Genomic DNA, 24,182 nt, shown 5'->3' with positions numbered 1-24,182 from the left:
CTCGATGGCGTCAGGCCGTGCGGGCCTGGGTGGGATCCCAGTGCTGGCCCGGAATGGCGGCGATCAGTTGCTGGGTGTAGGGGTGCTGCGGCTGATCGAAGATCTGCGTCGGGCTGCCGTGCTCGACCACCTTGCCGCGATGCATGACCAGCACGGCGTTGCAGATCTGCGCGGCCACGCGCAGATCGTGGGTGATGAAGATCATGGCGATGCGCAGCTTCTGCTGCAGGTCGTGCAGCAATTGCAGCACCTGCGCCTGCACCGAGACGTCCAGCGCCGACACCGACTCGTCGGCCACCAGCAGTTGCGGTTCCAGCGCCAGGGCGCGGGCGATGCCGATGCGCTGGCGCTGGCCGCCCGAGAACTGGTTGGGATAGCGGTCGAAGGCCGACGGGTCCAGGCCCACCAGCTCCAGCAGTTCACGCGTGCGCGCGTCGGCCTGCTGGCGCGACCGGCCGTTGGCCACCGGTCCGTCGCTGATGATGCGCCCCACCGTCTGCCGCGGATTCAGCGAGGCGAACGGGTCCTGGAAGATCATCTGGATCTCCTTGCGGATGGGACGGAACTGGTTCTCCGGCAGGCCCGCGATGTCGCGGCCGTCGAAGATCATCTCGCCGCCGTCGATGCCCACCAGCTTCAGCAGGCACTTGCCGATGGTGGACTTGCCGGAACCCGACTCGCCCACGATGCCCAGCGTCTCGCCGCGGCGCACCTCGAAGCTCACGCCGTCCACGGCATTGACGGTGCGCTTCCTGCCGAACCAGCTCGAGCCCACCGTGTAGGTCTTGCGCAGGTCGCGCACCCGCAGCACGGGCTTGTCGTGGAAGACGTCGGCGCGCGCTCCCTCGCGCTGGTGCGGCACCGCCGCGATCAAGCGTTGGGTGTAGGGATGCCGCGGCCGGTTCAGCACCTCGTCGGCGCTGCCCTGTTCGACCAGCACGCCTTTCTCCATCACGGCGACGCGATGCGCGATCTCGGCCACGACGCCGAAATCGTGCGTGACGAACATCACGCCCATGCCCTTTTCCTTCTGGATGCGAGCGATCAGCGCCAGGATCTGCGCCTGCGTGGTCACGTCCAGAGCCGTGGTGGGCTCGTCGGCGATCAGCAGGGCGGGCTCCAGCGCCAGCGCCATCGCGATCATCACGCGCTGGCGCTGGCCGCCGGACAGGCGGAACGGGTAGGCATGCATCAGCGTGGCCGGGTCGGGCAGGCCGACGAAGTCCAGCAGCTCGAGCACGCGGCGCTCGCGCGCCGCATGCCGATTGAGGGGGCGCCCGCCGCCGGGCCGCCCCAAGGCGGGCGCGGCCCCCTCGGGGGATGAGCCCGGACTGGGTACAGTCCTTGAGGACTGTACCCAGCCTGGCGAATCCGAGCGGCTTGCAAGCCGCGAGGTGGACAGCAAGCCCGATGGGCGCGGCGTGGGGGCACTCCCATGCACACGCATGACCTCTGCGATCTGCTCACCCACCGGCATCAGCGGATTCAAAGCCGACAGCGGCTCCTGGAAGATCATCGCGATGTCCTTGCCGCGCAGCCCCAGCAGGCGCTCTTCGGTCATGGACAACAGATCGTTGCCGCGAAACAGGATCTGGCCCGCCTGCGGTTTCAGGTAGTCGGGCAGCAGTCCCATGATGGCGTTGGCGCTCATGGACTTGCCCGATCCGGACTCGCCCACGATGCACAGGATCTCGCCGGCATGGATGTCGTACGAGACGTCCTGCACCGCGTACGGACGGTCGCCTCCCGCGGGCAGGGCGATGCTGAGGTTGCGTATCGACAGCAGCGCGGGCCGCGCGGACCCGGAATCCGTGTTCATCCGTGGTCTCCTTATTCGCCGCGCTTGCGCAGCTGCGGGTTGAGGGCGTCGTTCAATCCCTCGCCCATCAGGTTGATGGCCAGCACGGTCAGCAGGATCGAGATGCCGGGCCACACGCTCATCCACCAGGCTTCGCGGATCATGGTGCGGGCCGCGCCGATCATGAAGCCCCAGCTCATCATGTTGGGATCGCCCAGTCCCAGGAACGACAGCGAGGACTCGGTGAGAATGGCGGTGGCCACCATGAACGACGCCGAGACGATGATAGGCGCCATGGCATTGGGCAGGATCTGCGACCACACGATGCGCCCCGGCGTCTGGCCGATGACGATGGCGGCCTGCACGAACTCGCGCTGCTTCAGCGTCATGAACTCCGACCGCACCAGCCGCGCGGCCGGCGGCCAGGACACCACCGCGATCGCGCCCATGATGGAGTACACCGAGGGCCCCAGCACGGCCACCAGCACCACGGCCATCGCCAGCTGCGGAATAGTCTGGAAGAACTCGGTGAAGCGCATCAGCGCGTCGTCGATGCGTCCGCCGCAGTAGCCGGACACCGTGCCGACCAGGATGCCGAACAGCAGCGCCACGCCGGTCGACAGCAGGCCGACCAGCAGCGAGACGCGCGCGCCCCATACCAGTCCGGCGGTGATGTCGCGGCCCAGCATGTCCGTGCCGAAGGGGTAGGCCATGTCGGTGAAGGGCGGGATCAGCGGCGAGGCCACCATCATCCAAGGTGATTCCTCGTAGAGCAGGGGCGCTGCCAGCGCCACGGCGATCACCGCGGCGATGATGACCAGGCCGATGACGGCGCCGCCGTTGCGGGCATAGCGTCTGGCGAAATTCCTCATGCCGTGGCTCCCTGTCCGCCCGCGGCGATGCGCGGGTCGACCCACCGGTACACCAGGTCGGTGATCAGGTTGAACACGACCACCATGATCGAGGTCGCCAGGAAGATGCCCAAGAGCAGCTGATAGTCGCGCTGCAGCAGCGCGTCGAACATCAGGCGGCCGATGCCCGGCCACGCGAACACGGTTTCGGTCAGCACCGCGCCGCCGGCCATCTGGCCCAGCTGGATGCCGGCGAAGGTGATGACGGGCAGCAGTGCGTTCCGCAGCACGTGCGCGCGGATCACGCGGCCCGCCGGCACGCCCTTGGCGCGCGCCGTCTTCACGAAGTCCATGCCTATCACTTCCAGCATCGACGCGCGCGTCAGCCGCACGTATACCGCCATGAAGAAGCAGCCCAGCGTGACGGTGGGCAGGATCAGGTGCTGGGCGATGTCCCAGGCGCGGTCCCAGCCCTGCAGATTGGCGCCCACGCTTTCCATGCCGAAGGCCGGCAGCCAGCCCAGGAACACCGAGAACAGCAGGATGCCCATCAGCGACAGCCAGAACAGCGGCGTGGCATACAGCAGCAGCGCGCCGGTCATGATGGTGCTGTCCATCCAGCGCCGCTTGTTGGCGTAGCGCGCCTTGGCCGCGGCCACGCCCAGCAGCACGCCCAGCACCAGCGAGAAGACGAAGGCGCAGGCCATCAAGAGGAACGTGGCCGGCAGGCGTTCCAAGATGAGATCCAGCACCGGCAGCTGGCTGCGGTACGAGAAGCCCAGGTCCAGCGTCAGCACGCCCTTCAGGTACAGGCCCAGCTGCACCAGCACGGGCTGGTCCAGCCCGAACTGCTGGCGCAGCTGTTCCACGAAGGCCGGGTCGCCCGCGCCGGCCTGCCCCGCCAGCACCTCGGCCGGGTCGCCCGGCGCCAACCGGATGAGGAAGAAGTTGATGACGACCACGCCCAGGACGACCATCACGGCCTTGCCCAGGCGCGCGGCCAGGAACGACAGATTGCGCACGGCTTATTTCTCGATGTAGACGTCGTCGAAGGATTCGTTCAGCCCGATGGCCGTCTTCACGAGGTTCTTGACCTTGCCGCGATACAGCGTCGGGAACTCCAGGTCGAGCAGATAGCCGTTGGCCACTTCGGCGACCAGGGTCTTCTGGATCTCGCTGTACATCTGCTGCCGCTTGGCGGGGTCCACCTCGGACGCGGCGGCCGTCCACAGCTTGTCCGTCGCGGGGTTGCTGTAGCCCTGCACGTTGGCGAAGGGCGAGCCCTTGACGATGTTCGACGAGATGAACAGGCGCTGCACGCCCAGCGCGGGGTCGCCGTACTGGTACGTGAAGTTGGTGGTCAGGTCGAAGTCCCAGTTGCCGGTGCGCGAGGCCCAGCCGCCCGCATCGGTCGATTCCGTGGTGACCTTGAAGCCCAGTTGTTCCAGTACCTGCTTGGTGTACTCGCCCAGGCGGTCCCAGGTGGATCCGTACGGGAAGCTGAGCTGGCGGATGGTGTAGTCGCCCGGCTTGATGCCGGATTCCTTGATCAGTTCGCGCGCCTTCTTCATGTCGAATGGAATGGCGGGAATGCTCTTGTCGAAGAACATCTCGCTGGCCACGAACGGGCTGGTCGACACGCGCCCCAGGCCGAAGAAGATGTTGTCGGCCACCAGCTTGCGGTTCATGGCGTGCATGACGGCCTGGCGCACCTTGACGTTGTCGAACGGCGGCTTGCGCTGGTTGAAGATCAGGTACGACTGCGGCGAGAACATCTCCCAGCCCTGCGTGGTGAACTCGGTGCCGGCCACGGCGCGCAGGCGCTTGATGTCCACGTTGTCGACGTCGCCTCCGCGCAGCACGTCCACGCTGCCGCGTTCGTAGGCCACGGCGCGCGAGGCCGAATCGGGAATCACGTTGAACACGAGCTCGTCCAGATAGGGCTTGCCTGCTTTCCAGTAGTTGGGGTTGCGCTCGAGCTTGATGTACTGGCCGCGCTTCCATTCCTTGAACATGAACGGGCCGGTGCCGATGGGCTTCTGGTTGGCCGGGTTGGCGGCGTAGTCGGTGCCCGCGTAGACATGCTTGGGCATCATGGGGGCGAAGCCCGGCTCGAACATCAGCATGAAGGCCGGAAAGGGCGACTTCAGCGTGACGATCACCGTGTGGTCGCCTTCCTTCTCGATCTTGTCGATGAAATTGCCCAGGATGACCTTGGCGCGCGCATGCGTCTTGGGCAGCATCTCGCCCAGCGAGAACACCACGTCGTCGGCCGTGAAAGGCTTGCCGTCATGCCACTTCACGCCTTCCTGCAGCTGGAAGGTGTACTTCAGGCCATCGGGCGACGCGGTCCACGACTTGGCCAGGCCGGGCTGCGGCTTCAGGTCGAAGGTGTAGGTCAGCAGGCTTTCGTAGATCTTGCCCGCCACGAACTGCGTGGGACCCTGCTGGTTCAGCGCGGGCACCAGGATGGGCGGCTCGGGCTGCACGATCATGTTCAGCGTGCCGCCGCGGGTCTGGGCGACAGCGGAGCCCGAGGGCAGGGCGGCGGCCAGCATCACGGCGCAGGCGGACAGTTTCAGGATTTGCTTGAACTTCACGATCAACCTCCGGACTGGGAGAAAACGAACGATGAGTCGGGTCGCGCGGGCGGCGCGCCCGGCGGCTTCAGCGGGTGGCGGGTTCGACGCCGCACCAATCGACCATGAACTGCGCCATGGACGCGGCCACGCGCTTCATGCTGGCGATGGACACGGCCTCGTCGATGCCATGGATATTGCGGGCCTCGGGCCCGTAGCAGGTGACGGGTATGTCGGCCTGCCTGAAATGCTTGGCGTCGGTGGTGGCCGTGCAGGCCAGCGTCGCGGGGGCGGCGCCGGTGACCTTTTCATGCGCGCGGGCCAGGGCCTGCATAGGCGGCGCATCCAGGTCGAACAGGCAGGCCTCGGCATACTGGCCCTGGTAGTCGATGCGCACTTGCAGCGTGGCGTTGGCTCGCTTCGCGGCCGCGCGGATGCGTTCGGAAACGATGGCGCGCGCCTCGGCCGGATCCATGCCGGGATAGAAGCTGATGCGTATGCCCAGCGTGCAGGTGCAGGGCACCGACGAATGCCATTCGCCGCCCTGGATGCGCCCCAGGTTGAAATTGATGGGGTGAGGTTGGGCCGCGAAGGCGGGATGCTTGAACGACGGCGCGTTCCATTCGGCCTCGAGCTGCTTCAAGTCTGCCATGATGGCAATGCCCGCCTCGATGGGATTGACCCCGCTGCCCATGTACGCCACGTGCGCCGGCACGCCGGTCAGGTGCACCGTGAGCCAGCACACGCCGACCTGGGCCGACAGCAGGGCCTCGCCGAAGGGTTCGGGTATGACCACGGCATCGAAGTCCGACAGCCGGGCCTGCGCCATGGCGTTCTGCAGGGCGTGCACGGTGGCCAGCGTGCCGTTGCCGGTGTTCTCCTCGTCCAGCACGGCGTTGAAGCCCACCGTGCCGGCGGGCTGCACGCCGAGCTCGCGCAGAGTCTTGTACGCCACGAGCGCGCACACCAGCCCGGCCTTCATGTCGCCGCTGCCGCGGCCATGCAGCCAGCCATCCACCACCGCGGGCTCGTACGGCGCGCGCGACCACATCTCGTGCGGGCCGGTGGGCACCACGTCGAGATGGCCGTTGAACAGCACCGACCGGCCCTGCGCCTGGCCCGATGGCAGGTGGCGCGCCAGCAGATTGCTGCGTCCGTTGTCGGGCGAGCAGGGACAGGCGTAGTAAGGCATGGCCTCGAGCTGCGCGCTGTCCAGCACGATGCGTTCGGGCGCCAGGCCCAGGTCGCGCAGCGCGCCCTCGAAGAAGGCGGCCGCCGGTTCCTCGGCGCCCGAAGGGCTTTCGGCCCGTACGAAGTCGGCCAGCGTCCGGAGCATATAGGGCTCCAGCGCATCGACCGTTTCGGTGATGCGTTGCGTGTCAGGCTGCAAGTTTTTCCCCTTGCCTGTCTGGTGGGCGGATTCCCGCCGCGTTGTATGTACGCCGGGTCGGGCCCGGGCGATACACAAGTGTCACCCCATACGGCCGATGTGCAAAATTCGCTTTTTCAATTCCAAGTATTAGTGCGGTTTATGCTTGACCGCTGTGCATATAGGCAAGCAATATGCACGAACGCGTGCATGCCGCCCCTCCGCAATTTCCCCGACTCTTTCCCGAAGATGAAAGTCCCGCCTGGCACCGATCGGCCCGATACCCTGCTGAACGACCGTCTGGACTGGAACCTGCTGCGGACCTTCCTGGCAATCGCGCGCGAACGCAGCGTCAGCCGCGCGGCCATGCGCCTGCACCTTACGCAGCCCGCCGTCAGCCAGGCGCTGCGCCGTCTCGAAGATCGCCTGGGCATGCGCCTGGTCGACCGCCACGGGCCGCGCATCGAGGTCACCCAGGCCGGCATCGAGGTGCAGAAGATCGCCGAGGAAATCTACGGAACGATCTCGCGCCTGGCGCTGGCCGACGTCGACCGCGAGCACGACATCTCGGGCACGCTGCGCATCGGCTGCTGCAGCGGCATCGATTTCCCGGCCTACGATGAATTCCTGTCGCAGTTCCATCGCACCTATCCGCGCATCGAATTCGAGATACTGGTGATGCGCAGCACCGACGTGGTCAACAGCCTGCAGCAGAAGGCGATCACGCTGGGGCTGACGCCGCGCCGCACGCTGCCGGCCAACATCGAAAGCCGGGTCTTCCTGCGCCAGCGCTATGCCCTGTATTGCGGCCAGCACCATCCGCTGTTCGGCCGCGACGACCTGCGCATCTCCGACATCACGGGCTATCCGCTGGTGTCGTTCAACAGCGACCGGGTGGGCGGGCACCTGTCGCCGCTGGCCATCTTCCGCGACGAGATGGGTTTCACCGGGCGGGTCATGGGCTCGTCGTACAGCATGGCCGAGATCAAGCGGCTGATCTACGCGGGCATCGGCATCGGCTGCCTGCCCGAGCACACCGTCCACGACGACGTGCGCAGCGGCCGCTTCCAGCGCCTGCCGCCGGACCAGGGCGTGGCCGACGTGGACGTGCATCTGCTGTGGTCGCCCAACCGCAAGCTCAGCGTGGCCGAGACCGAGTTCATCGCGGCCCTGCATGCCTTCATCGACAAGCAGGACACGATGACGGGACTGGTGGTGAGGCGCGGCGCGGCGTGATGCGCGCGCGGCCGATGGCCCGCGCGCCGTCGCGGCGCACGAGGCCGCGTCAGCTTCGGTAGTCGGAGGCCGGGTCGTCGACCAGGCGCAGCGCGGCCTGCCAGGCGGTGTTCATGATCTCCGCCGACTCGTCGCGCGAGAACTGCGCGGCGACGCGCGTGCGCACTTCCTCGGGCGGAAAGACGAGTTTCGCGCCGCCCGACATGGCCTGTATCTGCGCCTGGCAGGCGCGCTCCAGGAAATAGATTTCATGGAAAGCTTCGGCGGCCGTGGCGCCGCCTGCCAGCAATCCGTGGTTGCGCAGGATCATGGCCTTGTGCCGGCCCAGGTCGCGCACCAGGCGCTCGCGCTCGCCCAGGTCCAGCGCGATGCCCTCGTACTCGTGATAGGCCAGCTTGCCGTAGAACTTCAGCGCATGCTGGCTGATGGGCAGCAGGCCGTCTTCCTGCGCGGATACCGCGATGCCGGCCGCCGTGTGCGTGTGCACGACGAAGTTCAGGTCATGTCGGGCCATGTGTATGGCCGAATGGATGGTGAAGCCCGCGGCGTTGACGCGAAAGCGCCCGGGGTCATGCAGCGCCCGCTCGTCCACGACGTTGCCGGCGTGGTCGATCTTGACGAGATCCGACGCGCGCATCTCGTGGAACAGGATGCCGTAGCGATTGATGAGAAACGTGGGCTCGTCGCCCGGCAGGCGCGCCGAGATGTGGGTATCGATCATGTCCGTCATGCGGAAATGCGCGACCAGGCGGTACAGCGCGGCCAGCTCGGTGCGGATGGCCCATTCCTGCGCGGGGATGTCGGTGCCGGCGGGCGCGGCGTCTGCGTGCGAAATCAAGATCTCTCCGTGTCGATGCGGGCATGAGGAGAGTGAGTGTTCGGCCGCCGCGGCACCCCGGTCAATATCTTTGTACTAATACTTTCCATTACTGCCGTGAATACTCGCGGCGGCCCGTGCCGCGTGCACCGCATCAGTGCGCGCCGGCCGCCGCCTCGGCCGCGCCGTCGTCCTTGCCCTTGTTCAGCTTCGGCTTGGCAAACCACACCAGCACGGTCAGGAACAGGAAGATGATGGCCGATGCGTGGAACACGTCCACCGCCGACAGCGTGGCGGCCTGCGTGTTGATCAGCCTGTCTATCATGCTGAGCGCCTGCTGCTGCGTCACGCCCAGCGTGTGCTGGAAAGTGTCCATGAACTGGTCGAAGGCCTGTACGCCGGGCTTGGCCACCTCGGTCAGCTGCGCGTGATGCAGCGTGGTGCGGTTCTCCCAAAGCGTGGTGGCGATCGACGTGCCGAAGGCGCCCGCCGTCAAGCGCGCGAAGTTCGACAGGCCCGACGCCGCCGGAATGCGCCAGGGCTCGAGACCCGACAGCGTGATGGAGGTGAGCGGCACGAAGAACGCTGCCATGGCGGCGCCCTGGATGATGGTGGGGATCATCAGTCCGCGCACGTCCACGTCGGTGTTGAAGCCGGAGCGCATGAAGAACACCAGCGCGAAGATGATGAACGACACGGTGACCAGCTGCCGCGGATCGCGCGAGGCCAGCAGCTTGCCCACCACCGGCGTCAGCACGATGGCCAGTATGCCCACCGGGGCGGTGACCAGGCCGGCATAGGTGGCGGTATAGCCCATGTTGCTCTGCAGCCAGAGCGGCAGCAGCACCACGTTGCCGAAGAACACGCCGTACGCGACGGCCAGCGTGACCGCGCCCACCGTGAAGTTGCGCAGCTTGAACAGCCGCAGGTCCACGATGGGATGCGCGTCGGTCAGCTCCCAGATCAGGAAGAACACGAACGTGACGAAGGACACCAGGGCCAGGCCCAGGATGACGGGGCTGGCGAACCAGTCCAGCTCCTTGCCCTTGTCCAGCATGATCTGCAGCGCGCCGACCCACACCACCAGCAGCACCAGTCCGACCTTGTCGATGGGCAGCTTGTGCGTGACGGACTCGCGGTCCTTGTAGATGGACCAGCTGATCCACGCGGCCAGCAGGCCCACGGGCACGTTGATGTAGAAGATCCAGGGCCAGGTGTAGTTGTCCGAGATCCATCCGCCCAGCAAAGGTCCGGCCACGGGCGCCACCAGCGTCGTCATGGCCCATACCGCCAGGGCCATGCCGGCCTTCTCCTTGGGAAAGCTGGCCAGCATCAGCGTCTGCGACAGCGGAATCATGGGTCCGGCGACCGCGCCCTGCAGCACGCGAAACGCGATCAGGGCCTCGAGCGAGGGCGAGAAGCCGCACAGCCACGAGGCCAGCACGAACAGCAGCGTGGAGATCAGGAACAGCCGCACCTGGCCGAAGCGCTGCGTCAGCCAGCCGGTCAGCGGCACGGTGATGGCGTTGGCCACCGCGAACGAGGTGATGACCCAGGTGCCCTGGCTGGTGCTGACGCCCAGGTCGCCCGAGATGGTGGGAATGGACACGTTCGCGATGGACGTGTCCAGCACGTTCATGAACACCGCCGTGGACAGCGCCACCGCGCCCAGGATGCGCTTGCCGCCTTCCAGCGGCGGATGGGCGCGCGGCGCGGGCGGCTGCGAGGAGGCGGGCGCGGAGGCCTGGGTATCGTCGCTCATGGCGGGTCGGGCCTATTGAAGGTTGGCCTGCACGATCGTGGCGATGCGGGCGTCGGCCTCGCCGTGCGGGGGCTCGAAGGCGCGGGTCGACCACGCGGGCTCGGTGCGCGCGGCCTGCGTCAGCGATACACCGTGCTCCTGGTCGCTGAGATCGACCTCCACGTTCATCGACAGGCCCAGGCGCAACGGATGCCGCTTCAGTTCCTCGGGGTCCAGCGCGATGCGTACGGGCACGCGCTGCACGACCTTGATCCAGTTGCCGGTGGCGTTCTGCGCGGGCAGCAGGGCGAACGCGCTGCCCGTGCCGGCGTCCAGGCCCACCACCTTGCCGTGGTAGGCGACCGAATCGCCGTACAGGTCGGCGGTCAGCGTGGCGGGCTGGCCGACGCGCATCTTGCGCAGCTGGCCTTCCTTGAAGTTGGCCTCGATCCAGATCTGGTCCAGCGGCACCACGTTCATCAGTACGGAACCGGGGGCGACGCGCTGGCCGACCTGCGCGCTGCGGCGCGCCACCATGCCGTCGACCGGCGCGGGCAGCACGGTGCGCGACTTGTCCAGCCAGGCGCGCCGCACCGCGGCCGCCGCGTTGAGCACGTCGGGGTGATGGGCCACGTCGGTGCCCTGCGTGAGCGCCTGGTTCGTGGACAGCTCGGCCTGCGCGGCGGCCAGCGCCGCGCGGGCCTGCGCCAGACCGGACTGTGCGCTCTTGAGCGTGGTCTGCGCGTGCAGGATCTCTTCGCCGCTGACGCCGCCCGAGCGCGCCAGTTCCTGGCGGCGCTTCAGGTCGCTCTGGGCGCGGTTGAGATCGGCCTGCGCGCGCTCGATCTCGGCCTGCCGCACGGCGACGTTGGCCGCCAGCGAGTCGTTCTGCACGTAGCGCGTGCGCACCTGCCGCACGGTCTGCGCCAGCTGCGATTCGGCCTGCTGCAGCGCCACGTCGGCATCGGCGGGATCGATGCGCACCACGGGCTGGCCCGCCTTGACGGTCTCCGTGTCGTCGGCCTCGATGGCGATCACCGTGCCGGCCACCTGCGGCGTGATCTGCACCAGGTTGCCGTGCACGTAGGCGTCGTCGGTGCTCTCGTAATGCGAGCCGACCAGCGCCCACCACACGGCATAGGCGATGGCAAACAGGATGAATACACCTGCCGCGATCAGCAGCAGGCGCTTGCGCTTGGGATTGGGAGTTGCGGTTGTCATGGCGTCGAGGGCGGGGTTGTTCTTGGGATATTCGGTATCTGGGATCAGCGGATCGGCGCGGCGTCCGCTTGCGCAGTCTCGGCCTGGGAGGCGCGATAGCCGCCGCCCAGCGCGTAAGCCAGGTCGGCGTCGAGCTGGTAGGCGCGGGCCTGCAGGTCCGTGTCCAGGCGAGCCTGGGCCAGCACGCTGGTCTGCGCGATGAGCACGGACAGGTAATTGCCCATGCCGGACTTGTAGCGCTGCACTGCCACCTCGTAGGCGGCTTCGATGGCTTCGCGCGCCTGGCGTTGTTCCTGCTTCTCGCGGTCGATCAGGCGCAGCGCGTCCAGCGCGTCGGCGGTCTGCTGCACGGCGGTGAGCACCGTCTGGTTGTAGTCGGACACGGCCACGTCGGCGTCGGCGCGCCGGCCCGCCAGGTTGGCGTTGAGCTCGCCGCCATGGAAGATCGGCAGCGTGATGGCGGGACCGATGCCGGCCGCGCGAGATCCCGCATCCAGCAATTGGCCGGTACCCAGCGACTGGAGCCCGGCGAAGGCCACCAGGTTCACGTTGGGATAGAACTCGGCCTTGGCGGCGTCGATCTGGTGGCGGGCGGCTTCGGCGCGCCAGCGTGCGGCCGCCACGTCGGGGCGATGGCCCAGCAGGTCCAGCGGCAGCGCGGCGGGCACCACGCCGGAAGGCGCGGTCAGGCGCACCGGCTGCACCGACAGGCCGCGCGCCGGACCGGCCGCGGCCAGGGCGGCGACCTGGTTGCGCAACTGGGCGATGGTGGTCTCTTGTTGCGTCAAGTCGACCCTGGCCGCCGCCAGCGACGATTCGGCCTGCTTGACCTCGACCTGGGTATCGAGCCCGGCGCGTTCGCGGCCGCGCGTCAGATCGAGCACGTCGGCGCGCTGCTTCACGGTGCGTTCCAGCACTTCGCGCTGCGCGAAGCCGTTCTGCAGGTTCAGGTAGCTGCGCACCATGGCGCGCGCCAGCATGTTGCGGGCAGCCTGCGCATCCGCCGAGGCCGCGTCGCGCTGCGATACGGCCGACTTCAGCAGCGCGCGGTTCCTGCCCCAGAAATCGAGCTCGTAGCTGAAGTCCAGCGCCAGGCGGTTGTCGCTCTGCACCGAACCGCCCAGCGGGGCAGGATATATGTAGTTCTTGGGCAGGTGCTCGCGCGTCAGGGTGTAGTTGGCGTCGACCCGCGGCAGCAATGGCGCCCGCGAACGCGACACCGCCGCGTTGGCCTGTGCCAGCCGGGCTTGCGCCGAGGTCAGCGAGGGATTACTGGCCAGCGCCTCTTCGACCAACTGATCGAGCTGCGCATCGCCATAGCGGCGCCACCACTGCGCATCGGGCCAGGTCACGTCCTGCTGCGCCAGGCCCAGGCGGGCGCCGTCGATTTCGGCGACGCTCGGCGGGGCGGGATCCATCAGCGCGCATCCGCTCAGGGCAAGCGCCAGGGCGGTGAGTATTAGCCGTTTCATTCTGACGATTAGCTGAAAGTAGTTGATTAAGCTGTATTTGACTAGGCAGATATATAGCCCAAAAAAACGGGCCTGGCCCGGGCAACCTTGCTGACCGCAGGGTTGCCCGGTGCGTCAGGATCCGTCGTCCGAGCCGTTGGCCAGCATGCGCCGCAGCAGGTGGCGCAACTGCGACACTTCCTCGGGAGAGAAGCCGCGCAGATGATGATTGAGCACCTTGGCGATGTAGCCGGGAATCTGCCGGCCTTTCTCCTTGCCCATGTCGGTGAGTGCTATGCGTATGACGCGCCGGTCTTCCTGGCTGCGCGAGCGGCGCACCAGGCCTTTGGCCTCGAGGCGGTCGAGCGTGCGCGTCATGGCGCCGGTATCGACGCCGGTGAGGCGGGCAAGCTCGGCCGGGGTGTCGGCGCGGCCCTTGCACAGCAGCGCCAGCGGCCGCCATTGCATGGCGGTGAGATCCAGCGGAGCCATTTCCTGGTCGAGCATGCGGTTGAGCGAGTTGTAGACCAGCTTGACCAGATAGCCGGTGTTGTCGTCGCTAAGGTGCTGCTGGGTGTCGCTGCGGTAGTGCGACACGCCGTCGGAGGAGGGAGCAGGCGCGTTCATGGCGCGCAATTTATCTGACTAGGCAGATATTGTCAATGCGACTTGCGCAAGCCCGACCACACGATGGCGGCAATGATCAGCAGGCCTCCCGCCAGCATCCGCAGGCTGGGCTGCTGGTTGAACAGCACCCACGCGAAGGCGACGGCATAGACGGGTTCCAGCGCGATCACCAGACCGGCGGTGCGCGCGTTCAGCCGCGTCAGGCTGGAGACGAACAGATAGTGGGACAGCCCCGTGCAGAACACGCCGAGCAGCGCCAGCCACAGCCAGTCGACGGCCGCCATCGCGGGCAGTTGCACCGCCGCGGCCGGCAGCAGCGCCAGCACCACCACCACGTTCTGATAGCACGCGACGCGTATGGGGTCCATGCCGGCTGCCGCCCGGCGGTTGGTCACGGCCAGCAGGGCAAAGCTGAGTCCGGACAGCAGGCCCCAGGCCAGGCCGATCGTGCCCTGGTCGGCCAGGTCGAACGACGGGGTGACCAGCACCAGGCCGGCCGTCACCATGGCCAGCACGATCCATTCGGCCATGCGCACGCGTTCACGGAACACCAGGCCTTCGATCAGGGTGATGAAGGCCGGGAAGCTGGCGAAGCCCAGCGTGGCGATGGCGATGCCGCCTTCCTTCACCGAAATGAAGAAGGTCACCCAGTGCCCCGACAGCAACAGGCCCGCGATGACGAGCACGAACAACTGGGCCGGCGCCAGGGGATCGAGCAGCGGCCTGCGCTGGACGCGGGCAAAGAAGACCAGGGCCATGACCGCGAACAGGGCGCGGCCCAGCGTGATGGCCGCCGCGCCCGCCTGGATCAGTTCGCCGAAGACGCCGGTAAGGCCGAACAGCACGGCGGCGAAGTGGATCTGGAGCAGGGCGCGTCGATGGGTCATGGGCTGCGCCGGCGCGCGAGGCCCGGCCTGTGTGAGGATGCGGCGGCAAGCGGCGCGCGCCGCCAAATATAAAATGATCGCATGAATCCCACCGCCCAATCCCCGCGCACCGCTTTCGGCTCTCCAGCAACCCAGGCGCTCGCGGGCTTTCTACTGGCGGGATTGGGGGCGATTCTGTTCGCCGGCAAGGCCATCGTGGTCAAGCTGACGTATCGCTACGGCGTCGACGCGGTCACGCTCATCGCCTTCCGCATGCTGTTCTCGCTGCCGTTCTTCGCGGCCATCGCATGGTGGCAATCGCGCAAGGCCGATCGCGGCGAACTGCCCGTGCTGACCTGGCGCGAGCGGCTGCAGATCTGCCTGCTTGGCCTGCTGGGGTACTACCTGTCCAGCTTCCTGGATTTCCTGGGGTTGCGCTACATCACGGTCAGTCTCGAGCGGCTGATCCAGTTCCTGTCGCCCACCATGGTCGTGCTGCTGTCGGCCGCGCTGTTCCGGCGTCCGGTGCTGCGGCGCCAGTGGGGCGCCATGGGGCTGTCTTACCTGGGCGTGGTGCTGGTGTTCGCGCACGACCTGGCGCAGGGTGTGGGATCCGACGTGTTCACGGGGTCTTTCTTCGTATTCCTGTCGTCGCTCAGCTATGCTGTGTACCTGATCTGCTCGGGCGAAATCGTCAAGCGTGTCGGCGCCACGCGTCTGGTGGCGTACGCGATGACGGTGTCGTGCATCGCCTGCCTGATCCAGTTCCTGTTCGTGCATCCCGCGTCGCTGCTGCTGGCGCAGCCGGCGGGCGTGTACGGATATTCCATCGTCCACGCCACGCTCAATACGGTGCTGCCGGTGTTCATGCTGATGTGGGGCGTGGCCCTCATCGGCGCGCCCACCGCGGCCCTGCTGGGCATGGTGGGGCCGATATCGGTGCTGTTCCTGGCGGCATGGTTCCTGGACGAGCCCATCACGGTCTGGCAGCTGGCCGGCACCGCGCTGGTGCTGGCCGGCGTGTTCGTGCTGTCGGGGGGATACCGGCGCGCCGCCTAGGGCGTGCCGGCCACGTAATCGTGTGTGCCTACGGCCGCCGGGCGGCCAGGGCGCTTTGGCGTTTCCATTCAGAAAAAGGAGGCCGGCAATGGCCAGCAATCTCGTGAAGGCGGTCCGCATCGAAAAGCATGGCGGACCGGAAGTCCTGCAGGTCGTCGAGGTCGAGGTGCCCGCTCCGGCGCCCAACGAGGTCACCATCCGCCAGCACGCCGCCGGGCTGAACTTCATCGACATCTACTACCGCACCGGCCTGTATCCGCATCCGCTGCCGCATGGCCTGGGCTTCGAGGCGGCCGGCGTGGTCGAAGCGGTGGGCGCCGAGGTCGGGCACCTGAAGGTGGGCGACCGCGTGGCCTATGGCCAGAGCCCGCTGGGCGCCTATGCGCAGGCGCGCAACGTGCCGGCGGCGCAGGTGGTCAAGCTGCCGCGCGGCATCGAGTTCGACGAGGCCGCGGCGTTGATGCTCAAGGGCCTCACCGTGCAATACCTGTTCCGCCAGACCTATCGCCTGCAGGGCGGCGAAACCATTCTGTTCCATGCGGCCGCGGGCGGCGTCGGCCTGATTGCCTGCCAGTGGGCCAAGGCACTGGGCGTGAAGCTGATCGGCACGGTGTCCAGCCCCGAGAAGGCCGAGCTGGCGCGCGCCAACGGCGCCTGGCAGACCATCGACTACTCGCGCGAGAACGTGGTCGAGCGCGTGCTGGAGCTGACCGGCGGCAAGAAGGTGCCGGTGGTGTATGACGGCGTGGGCAAGGACACCTGGGAAACCTCGCTCGACTGCATCGAGCCGCGCGGCCTGATGGTCAGCTTCGGCAACGCCTCGGGCCCGGTCACCGGCGTGAACGTCGGCATCCTGAACCAGAAGGGCTGCCTGTACCTCACCCGTCCTTCGCTGGGCGTGCACGTCAACACGCAGGAAAAGCTCAAGGCGGCCGCCGACGAACTGTTCGGCCTGGTGGCCAAGAAGAAGATCAAGGTGCGCATCGACCAGCGCTACACGCTGGAAGAGGCCGGCGACGCGCAGTCGGCGCTGGCCTCGCGCAAGACCACCGGCGCCACGGTGCTGACGCTGGACTGAGGCGACGCACGCGCCGCCCCCGCAAGGGCGGCGCAAGGCGCTTCAAAAGCAATCGGGCCGGACTGCCATGAGGCGGTCCGGCCCGATTCACTTGCGTATCGCCCGTGTGCCGGGATCTGCCAAGGGGGGGGGGCCCGCGGACTGCTGCGGCCCTGTGCCACCCGCACGATTACGGGGCGCGGTTTTGCAGGGCCGCGATGCGCGCCTGGATGGGCGGATGCGAGGCGAACAGCGCCGACACGGCGCCGCGGCCCGAGATGCCCGACGCTTCGAACGACTTGGGCAGGTCGCCGGACTCGAGGCCGCCCAGGCGGGCCAGCGCGCGGATCATGGGTTCGCGAGAGCCCATCAGATGCGCGGCGCCCGCGTCGGCGCGGTACTCGCGCTGGCGCGAGAACCAGGCCACGATGATCGAAGCCAGGATGCCGAAGATGATTTCACAGACCAGCACCGTGATGTAGTAGCCTGGCCCAATGCCGCGTTCGTTCTTGAACACCGCGCGGTCGATGAAGTAGCCCACCAGGCGTGCCAGGAATACCACGAAGGTGTTGACCACGCCCTGGATCAGCGTAAGCGTGACCATGTCGCCGTTGGCGATGTGCGCCACCTCGTGGCCCAGCACCGCGGCCACTTCTTCCTCGGTCATGCTTTCGAGCAGGCCGGTGGACACGGCCACCAGCGAATCGTTGCGGAACGCGCCGGTGGCGAAGGCGTTGGGCGCGCCCTCGTAGATGGCGACCTCGGGGCGGCCGATGCCGGCGCGGTCGGCCAGTTGGTGCACGGTTTCCACCAGCCAGGCCTCGCGGTGGCTGGCCGGCGCGTTGGGGTCGATGACCCGCGCGCCGGTGCTCCACTTTGCCATGGGCTTGCTGATCAGCAGCGAGATGATGGCGCCCGTGAAGCCGACCACCGCCGAGAACACCAGCAGGGCGGACATATTGATGCCCTGGGCCGTGATGTAGCGATCGACCCCCAGGATGCGCAGGGTGGCCGACAGCACGACCAACACCGCGATGTTGGTCATGACGAACAGGAAAATGCGCTTCATGCTTGTTATGTTCCTATGCGAGCGGAATGACCCGTTGGACTGCCCGCCGGGCGCCGGGTTCCCCGCGGAACGCGGTGCGCCGGCCGGGACGGGCCGTGGGGGGGAGTATAGTATCGCTTTCCCTTATTTCTATATTCTCAGCGGCTGTCCCCATGCAGGCTCTCTGGATGTTATTGGCGTCCGCGATGTTCGCCATCATGGGGTCGTTCGTGAAGCTGTCCACCGATCACGGCGCCAGCCTGCCCCAGATCGTGCTGTTCCGTGGGTTTCCCTCGGTGGTGCTGCTGCTGTTGTGGGCCCGGGCCGGGCGCCAGTCCATCGTGCCCACCAGCTGGAAGCTGCACTTGTGGCGCAACCTGGCCGGGGTGTCTTCCATGTGGCTGGGCTTCTTCGCCCTGTCGCACCTGCCGCTGGCCACGGCCACCAGCCTGAACTACACCGCGCCCTTGTTCATCGCCTGCTGGATGCTGGGCTGGGGCGGCACGCAACGCGACCCGGTGCGCATCGCGGCCGTGGCGGTGGGCTTTCTGGGCGTGATCGCCGTGCTGCGTCCCAGCATCGGTGAAGACCAGTGGCTGGCCGCCAGCGGCGGCCTGGTGGCGGGCGCCATGTCGGCCATCGCCATGCTGCAGATCCGCCAGCTGGGCCGCATCGGCGAGCCCGAGTGGCGCACCGTGCTGTTCTTCTCGGTGGCCGTCTGTTTCAGCAGCGTTGCGGGGCTGGGCATCGAAGGATGGGGGCACGCCGACCTAGCCGGCTACCTGTCGCTGGTGGGCGTGGGCACGGCCGGGCTGTTCGGGCAACTGGCCATGACGCGGGCCTTCGGCCATGGTTCGGCGCTGCTGACGGCGGCGCTGCAATACTCCACCATCATCTTCGCCGCGCTGATCGGCATGGCGTTCTGGGGCGACACGCTGGACGTGCTGGCCTGGGCCGGCATGGGCATGATCATCTGCGCCGGCCTGCTGTCGGTGTGGCGGACGATGCGCGAGCCTGCGTCCGCCAAGTAGTCCGGATACACTGGCCGACGCGGGCCGGCCGGCATGCGCCGCGCCCGTCCGACCAGGAGCTTCCCATGACCATGACACTGATCCCGGTTTCCGAACTGTCCGCGCGCGTGGCCGGCGGCGATGCCGAAACCGGCGCGCTGCGGATCTTCGACGTCCGCCACGATCTCACCGACCACGCCGCCGGGCGCCGCGCCTTCGAGCAGGGTCACGTGCCGGGCGCGCGCTACCTCGACCACGAGGCAGAGCTGGCCGCGCCCAAGACCGGCCGCAACGGACGCCATCCGCTGCCCGACCGCGACCGCTTCGCCGGCCTGATGGCCGCGCACGGCGTGCAGCCGGATACCGTGGTGGTGGCCTACGACGCCAGCGGCGGCATGTTCGCCGCGCACCTGTGGTGGATGCTGCGCTGGCTGGGCCACGACAACGTGGCCGTGCTGGACGGCGGCTGGCAGGCCTGGAATGCGGCGGGACTGCCGGTGCAGGCCGGTCCGGCGGCACCGCTGGCGCCGCTGCCCGGCGTGTCGGCGGGCCAGCCGCGTGCCGGCTCGGTGGATGCGGCGGCCGTGCTGGCCAATATCGAGCGGCCCGAATTCGTCGTGCTGGATGCACGGGCGGCCAATCGCTACCGCGGCGAGGTCGAGCCCATGGACCCCGTGGCCGGCCACATCCCGGGCGCGCTGAACCGGCCCAACGGCGAGAACCTCGAGGCCGACGGCCGCTTCAAGGCGCCGGCCCGGCTGCGCGCCGAATTCGAGTCGCTGCTGGGTGGACGCGACCCGTCGGCGGTCGTGCATCAGTGCGGGTCCGGCATCACGGCCTGCCACAACCTGCTGGCCATGGAAGTCGCGGGGCTCGGCGGTTCGCGGCTGTATCCCGGCTCGTGGAGCGAATGGGTCTCCGATCCCGCTCGGCCCGTCGCCAAGGGCTGACGCCCTAGTGCCTGTCAACAGGCCCTAGCGATGCAAGGCCGGAACGCGGGAGACGCTTTCGGCCACCATCAGGAAGTGCTCCAGCGGTTCGGTGCGCATGTCCGCCGACTTGGCCTGGTCGTCCCAGCGGCGCAGCCGGATCGCGTCCGGCGCGCCGGGCAGGGCGGCGAACTCGGTGGCCTGGTCGGCATCGAAGCTGCCGCCCTGCAGTATCAGGCTGCGCCGCGAATCGGGCGACAGCCGGGTAAGGTAGCCCGGTTCGACGAAGCCAAGATAGCGCTTGGCCTCGACGTGCAGCCGGATGGGTTCGAGCACCTCGCTGCCGAACAGTCCGCGCAGGAACGGCAGCACGAAATACTGGTGTTTGTCGTCGATGCCTTGCAGCGTGGGGGTATCGGGATGATCGGCCAGCAGGTGTCCGAGGTCGTGCAGCAGGCAGGCCGTGACCAGCTCGGCGCCGGCTCCGGCCTGCTCGGCCAGCGTGGCGGTCTGCAGCGCGTGACGGAGGTGGCTGACGGGTTCGCCGTCATAGGCGCGGTGGCCGCGCTCGAGGAAAACCCGTTCGATGTCGCACAGGCTCAGGGCCATGGTATTACTCCTTTCAGCCGGTGCTTCCCGTGTCGGCGGCGGGCGCCATCTCGAGGAAGCGGGCGATCAGCTGCGCGGGCTGGCGCTCGCGCAGGCAATAGAGATACTCGTGCATGAGAATTTCGGGGCCTGCCACCGCCAGGGTGGCAAGTTCAGTATGCGCCGGTATTTCGCGCGTCGGAATCAGGCTGATCCCCAGGTTCACCAGCACCGCCTGCCGGATCGACTCGCGGCTGCCGATCTCGAGCGTCCGCCTCGGGCTGACGCCCGCGTCCCGCAAGGCCTGCTCCGTCAGTTGCCGCGTCATCGAGCCCGGCTCGCGAAGCAGCAGGGTGTATTCGCCGATCTCGGCCAGGCTGGCCGACGCCCGCCCCGCCAACGGATGCGAGCGATGCACCACCACGCGCAATGGATCGACGGCGATGTGGCGGCGGTACAGGTGCGCGTCCTGCATCAGGAACGAGGAGGTGGCGACCTCGATGCGGTAATCGTGCAGGGCCTGCAGCATGGATTGCGAGTTGCCGATGGTCAGCGCAAGGTCCACGCCGGGGTAGCGCTGGTTGTAGCGCTGCACGGTGTCCATGATGTAGTACGGGCCCGTGGCGCCGACGCGCAGCAGGCCCTCGCGCAGGTCGCTGGCGTCGCGCAGCCGGAACTCGATCTCGGTTTCCTGCTGCACCAGTTTCTCGACCAGCGGCATCAGCCTTCTGCCGGCCTCCGAAAGGTGTAGGCCGCGGCCCTGGCGGTGGAACAGCTCGAGACCGTAGCGCGATTCCAGCTGGCGCAGCTGGGCCGTGACGGTGGGCTGGCTGACGCCCAGCTGGGCGGCGGCCTTGGTGACGGTGCCGCAGCGCGCCACGGCGTAGAAGGATTTCAATTCGGCGACCAGCACGGTACGCGGGACCTGTCGTGAGAATGCGAGCCGGCCAGTTCACCAAAATTCCTTGATGGTTTCATTACTGCACTTTCGAGAAGTGTAATAAATGGTGCATGCGCAGCTCCGATACTGCTGGGTACTTGTTCTGGCGCGAAAGGAGTCGTCATGCCACATCACGAGCAGGCGTTCCTGTCGGTGCGCAACCTGGTCAAACGATACGGCGCCCAGCTTGCCCTGTCCGACGTGTCGCTCGACATTCACGCGGGCGAGCTGGTGTGCCTGCTGGGCCCGTCGGGCTGCGGCAAGAGTACGCTGCTGCGCGCCATTGCCGGGCTCGAGCCGCAGGACGGCGGCGCCATCGTCCTGGGCGGGCGCGATATTTCCACCGCGCCGCCGCAGGCGCGCGACTACGGCATCCTGTTCCAGTCGTACGCGCTGTTTCCCAATCTCACCGTTGCCCAGAATGTGGGCTACGGGCTCAGCGGGCGGCTGACTCAGCGCGCCAGGGTGGTGGCCCGCGTGGCCGAGATGCTCGAGATGGTGGGGTTGGCCGGCATCGCCGGAAAGTACCCCGGGCAGATCTCGGGCGGCCAGCAGCAGCGGGTCGCGCTGGCGCGCGCGCTGGCGCCCGCGCCGTCGCTGCTGCTGCTGGACGAGCCCATGTCGGCGCTGGACGCGCGCGTGCGCGACCATCTGCGCGGCGAGCTGCGCGCGCTGCAGCGCCGCCTGTCCATCACCACGCTGATGGTCACGCACGACCAGGAAGAGGCCATGGTGATGGCCGACCGCATCGCGGTGATGCGCGCGGGCGTGATCGAGCAGGTGGGCACGCCGCGCGAACTCTATCGCGCGCCGAAGTCCGCGTTCATCGCGGACTTTGTGGGCGAGGCGAACTGGCTGCGCTACGAGCGCGTCGAGTCCCATCGGGCGCGCGTGGGACGGCACGTGCTCGCGGTCGCGCAGCCTCTGGACGACGCGGCGGGCCGGCTGTTCCTGCGGCCGGAGTCGGTGCGCGTCAGCGCGACGCGGCCCGAAGGCGCTGCCAATGCCATGCTGGCCGATGTGCTGGACGGCGTGTTCCTGGGTCGCGGCTACCGCATGTCGCTGCAGCCCGAGGGCATGCCCGGCACCACGCTGCATTCCATCGTTTCCGCTGAAACCGGGGATGCCCTGCTGGGCGCCCACGCTGCCGGCCGTTGCTGGGTGGAGCTGCCGCATGACGCGCTACGTGCCTACGCTTGATACGCGCGACATCGCGGATGCGGCAGCCGATGCCGCCGCCGACGGGCGCAGGCGGGCTTGCGCAAGCACGATCGCGGCCACTCCTGCCGCCACGCATTCCGTACCCGCCCGCCGGCCTCTGCCGGGCTGGGCATCGCGCCACGGCGCGCCGGCCGGGCAGTCGGTGTATGCGCTCTTGCTGACGCTCTTCCTGGCGCTGCCGCTGGCCGCGATCCTGTTCCGTGCTTTTGGCGGCGGCGAGGGCGTCGGCCTGGCGGTGATCGCCGGCATCGTCAGCGATGCGGCGTTCCTCGGCATGGTGGGCCGCAGCCTGGCGGTCGGGGCGACCACGGTGCTGCTGGTGGTGCCCTGCGCCTACGTCTATGCCTACGGACTGATGCGCACGCGACTGCCGGGCAAGGGCCTGCTGCGGCTGGCGGCGCTGCTGCCGCTGCTGGCGCCCTCGCTGCTGCCCGGCATCGCGCTGATCTACCTGCTGGGCAACCAGGGGCTGTTGAAGGAACTGGCGGGAGGCGCCACCATCTATGGCTTCTGGGGCATCGTTGCCGGCGAGGCGTTCTACACGTTTCCCCACGCGCTGATGATCCTGCTGACCGGTCTCAGCCTGGCCGACGGCCGCCTCTACGACGCGGCGCGCGCCATGGGCGCGGGCTCGCTGCGCACGTTCTTCACCGTCACGCTGCCCGGTACGCGCTACGCGCTGTTCTCCGCCTGCTGCCTGGTGTTCACGCTGACCGTCACCGACTTCGGCGTGCCCAAGGTCGTGGGCGGGGACTACAACGTGCTGGCCATGGAGGCCTATAAGGCCGTGGTGGGGCAGCAGAACTTCGCGAAGGGCGCGGCCATCGGCATCCTGCTGCTGGTCCCCGCCGCGCTCACGTTCCTCTGCGATCGCCATCTGCGGGCAAGGGCCGGCGCCCAACTGGGCGGCAGGGCGCAGCCCTATGCGCCGGCTCGGCATCGGGGGCGCGACGCAGGGTTCGTGGTCGTGCTGGCGCTGCTGGCGCTGCTGATCGTCGGCATCGTCGGCGTGGCCGTGTGGGCCTCGTTCGTGAAGATGTGGCCCTACAACCTGTCGCTGGGCCTGCGCTCGTACGACTTCGACAACATGGACGGCGGCGGTTGGCTGGCGTGGCGCAACAGCGTGCAGCTGGCGGCGTGGACGGCCGTGCTGGGCACCGCGCTGGTGTTCACGGGCGCCTGGCTGCTCGAGAAGCTGCCGTCCCGTGGCGGCCCAGCCCAGGCGGTCCGTGGCGCGACACGCGCCCTGGCGCTGACTCCCATGGCGGTGCCGGGACTGGTGCTGGGCCTGGGCTACATCTTCTTCTTCAATCATCCGGGCAATCCGCTGGCTGCCCTGTACGGCACGCTTCCGCTGCTGGTGGCGTGCACGGTGGTGCACTTCTACACCAGTGCCCATCTGACGGCCACCACCGCGCTGAATGCGCTGGATCCCGAGTTCGAAGCCGCGTCCGCCTCGCTCAAGGTGCCTGCGCCGGTCACGTTTCTGCGCGTGACGCTGCCCATGTGCCTGCCCGCGGTGGTCGACACCGCGCGCTATCTGTTCATCTCGGCCATGACCACCGTGTCGGCCGTGGTGTTTCTCTACAGCCCTCAGACCGTGCTGGCCTCGGTGGCCGTGCTCAACATGGACGACGCGGGCTTTATCGGACCCGCCGCCGCGATGTGCACCGTGATCATGGCCACCTCGGCCGTGGCCGCACTGGTGCTGCACCTGGCCAGCCGCGCCCTGGTGGCGCGCAGCCAGGCCTGGCGACGGCCCGCGCTTTCCTGA

Annotated in this window: 21 protein-coding genes; 7 read left to right on the top strand and 14 right to left on the bottom strand. The window is 68.0% G+C overall.

All coding sequences use genetic code 11. The features are described 5' to 3' along the window. Positions 1-10 precede the first annotated feature (10 nt). The 5 genes from CAL15_RS15380 to CAL15_RS15360 all read right to left on the bottom strand — a co-directional run bounded on the left by CAL15_RS15380 (position 11) and on the right by CAL15_RS15360 (position 6,564). Positions 11-1,819: an ABC transporter ATP-binding protein gene (locus tag CAL15_RS15380; RefSeq protein WP_086079402.1), complete on the bottom strand. Its 1,809-nt coding sequence runs from the start codon at positions 1,817-1,819 to the stop codon at positions 11-13. An 11-nt stretch (positions 1,820-1,830) separates the two neighbouring features. Next, complete coding sequence (locus tag CAL15_RS15375; RefSeq protein ID WP_086079401.1) at positions 1,831-2,670, bottom strand: ABC transporter permease; 840 nt, start codon at positions 2,668-2,670, stop codon at positions 1,831-1,833. Further along, complete coding sequence (locus tag CAL15_RS15370) at positions 2,667-3,671, bottom strand: ABC transporter permease (protein ID WP_232467984.1); 1,005 nt, start codon at positions 3,669-3,671, stop codon at positions 2,667-2,669. The genes CAL15_RS15375 and CAL15_RS15370 overlap by 4 nt, the downstream gene beginning before the upstream one ends. Positions 3,672-3,674: 3 nt before the next feature. Further along, a complete protein-coding gene (locus CAL15_RS15365; RefSeq protein WP_420042558.1) occupies positions 3,675-5,207 on the bottom strand; it encodes an ABC transporter substrate-binding protein in 1,533 nt (510 codons plus the stop codon). 109 nt (positions 5,208-5,316) lie between these two features. Further along, a complete protein-coding gene (locus CAL15_RS15360; protein WP_086081117.1) occupies positions 5,317-6,564 on the bottom strand; it encodes an ArgE/DapE family deacylase in 1,248 nt (415 codons plus the stop codon). 282 nt (positions 6,565-6,846) lie between these two features. On the opposite strand from CAL15_RS15360, the gene CAL15_RS15355 reads away from it, so the two are divergent. Further along, the gene (locus tag CAL15_RS15355) at positions 6,847-7,833 is read left to right on the top strand and encodes a LysR family transcriptional regulator (protein ID WP_086081116.1); all 987 of its coding nucleotides are present in this window, start codon (positions 6,847-6,849) and stop codon (positions 7,831-7,833) included. A gap of 49 nt (positions 7,834-7,882) precedes the next feature. Here CAL15_RS15355 and CAL15_RS15350 read toward each other — a convergent pair whose 3' ends face one another. The 6 genes from CAL15_RS15350 to CAL15_RS15325 form a co-directional block, all read right to left on the bottom strand. Continuing rightward, positions 7,883-8,668: a class II aldolase/adducin family protein gene (locus CAL15_RS15350; protein WP_086081115.1), complete on the bottom strand. Its 786-nt coding sequence runs from the start codon at positions 8,666-8,668 to the stop codon at positions 7,883-7,885. 136 nt (positions 8,669-8,804) lie between these two features. Further along, positions 8,805-10,412: a DHA2 family efflux MFS transporter permease subunit gene (locus CAL15_RS15345; protein WP_086079400.1), complete on the bottom strand. Its 1,608-nt coding sequence runs from the start codon at positions 10,410-10,412 to the stop codon at positions 8,805-8,807. Positions 10,413-10,424: 12 nt separating this feature from the next. Then, positions 10,425-11,612, bottom strand: a complete 1,188-nt coding sequence (locus tag CAL15_RS15340; protein WP_086079399.1) for an HlyD family secretion protein — start codon at positions 11,610-11,612, stop codon at positions 10,425-10,427. Between the two features lie 44 nt (positions 11,613-11,656). Further along, positions 11,657-13,084, bottom strand: a complete 1,428-nt coding sequence (locus CAL15_RS15335) for an efflux transporter outer membrane subunit (protein ID WP_086079398.1) — start codon at positions 13,082-13,084, stop codon at positions 11,657-11,659. A 114-nt stretch (positions 13,085-13,198) separates the two neighbouring features. Continuing rightward, entirely contained in the window at positions 13,199-13,690 is a 492-nt protein-coding gene (locus tag CAL15_RS15330; RefSeq protein WP_086079397.1) for a MarR family winged helix-turn-helix transcriptional regulator, read from the bottom strand. 32 nt (positions 13,691-13,722) lie between these two features. Further along, on the bottom strand, positions 13,723-14,577 hold the full coding sequence (locus CAL15_RS15325; protein ID WP_086079396.1) for a DMT family transporter: 855 nt from the start codon (positions 14,575-14,577) through the stop codon (positions 13,723-13,725). An 81-nt stretch (positions 14,578-14,658) separates the two neighbouring features. Here CAL15_RS15325 and CAL15_RS15320 point away from each other — a divergent pair, with 81 nt between their 5' ends. Together CAL15_RS15320 and CAL15_RS15315 are read left to right on the top strand one after the other, a co-directional pair. Then, a complete protein-coding gene (locus CAL15_RS15320; protein WP_086079395.1) occupies positions 14,659-15,615 on the top strand; it encodes a DMT family transporter in 957 nt (318 codons plus the stop codon). A gap of 88 nt (positions 15,616-15,703) precedes the next feature. Further along, the gene (locus CAL15_RS15315; protein ID WP_086079394.1) at positions 15,704-16,693 is read left to right on the top strand and encodes a quinone oxidoreductase family protein; all 990 of its coding nucleotides are present in this window, start codon (positions 15,704-15,706) and stop codon (positions 16,691-16,693) included. Positions 16,694-16,862: 169 nt separating this feature from the next. Here the strand turns inward: CAL15_RS15315 and htpX are convergent, their stop codons facing one another. After that, complete coding sequence (gene htpX / locus CAL15_RS15310) at positions 16,863-17,741, bottom strand: protease HtpX (RefSeq protein ID WP_086079393.1); 879 nt, start codon at positions 17,739-17,741, stop codon at positions 16,863-16,865. A 152-nt stretch (positions 17,742-17,893) separates the two neighbouring features. Here htpX and CAL15_RS15305 point away from each other — a divergent pair, with 152 nt between their 5' ends. Both CAL15_RS15305 and CAL15_RS15300 read left to right on the top strand, forming a co-directional pair. Continuing rightward, positions 17,894-18,751 (top strand): DMT family transporter, encoded by an 858-nt coding sequence (locus tag CAL15_RS15305; RefSeq protein WP_086079392.1) that lies wholly within the window; start codon positions 17,894-17,896, stop codon positions 18,749-18,751. 65 nt (positions 18,752-18,816) lie between these two features. Further along, positions 18,817-19,680: a sulfurtransferase gene (locus tag CAL15_RS15300; protein ID WP_086079391.1), complete on the top strand. Its 864-nt coding sequence runs from the start codon at positions 18,817-18,819 to the stop codon at positions 19,678-19,680. 24 nt (positions 19,681-19,704) lie between these two features. On the opposite strand, the gene CAL15_RS15295 is transcribed toward CAL15_RS15300, so the two are convergent. Then, complete coding sequence (locus CAL15_RS15295; RefSeq protein ID WP_086079390.1) at positions 19,705-20,268, bottom strand: phosphonate degradation HD-domain oxygenase; 564 nt, start codon at positions 20,266-20,268, stop codon at positions 19,705-19,707. A gap of 13 nt (positions 20,269-20,281) precedes the next feature. After that, on the bottom strand, positions 20,282-21,160 hold the full coding sequence (locus CAL15_RS15290; protein ID WP_086079389.1) for a LysR family transcriptional regulator: 879 nt from the start codon (positions 21,158-21,160) through the stop codon (positions 20,282-20,284). Between the two features lie 150 nt (positions 21,161-21,310). On the opposite strand from CAL15_RS15290, the gene CAL15_RS15285 reads away from it, so the two are divergent. Beyond that, positions 21,311-22,387, top strand: a complete 1,077-nt coding sequence (locus CAL15_RS15285) for a putative 2-aminoethylphosphonate ABC transporter ATP-binding protein (protein ID WP_086079388.1) — start codon at positions 21,311-21,313, stop codon at positions 22,385-22,387. Further along, positions 22,362-24,182 (top strand): putative 2-aminoethylphosphonate ABC transporter permease subunit, encoded by a 1,821-nt coding sequence (locus CAL15_RS15280; RefSeq protein WP_086079387.1) that lies wholly within the window; start codon positions 22,362-22,364, stop codon positions 24,180-24,182. Before CAL15_RS15285 ends, CAL15_RS15280 begins: the two co-directional genes overlap by 26 nt.

The organism is Bordetella genomosp. 13 (genome assembly GCF_002119665.1).
Classification (GTDB): domain Bacteria; phylum Pseudomonadota; class Gammaproteobacteria; order Burkholderiales; family Burkholderiaceae_B; genus Bordetella.
Note: the sequence above shows the minus strand (reverse complement) of the source record. Positions and strands in the feature narration are given on the sequence as shown.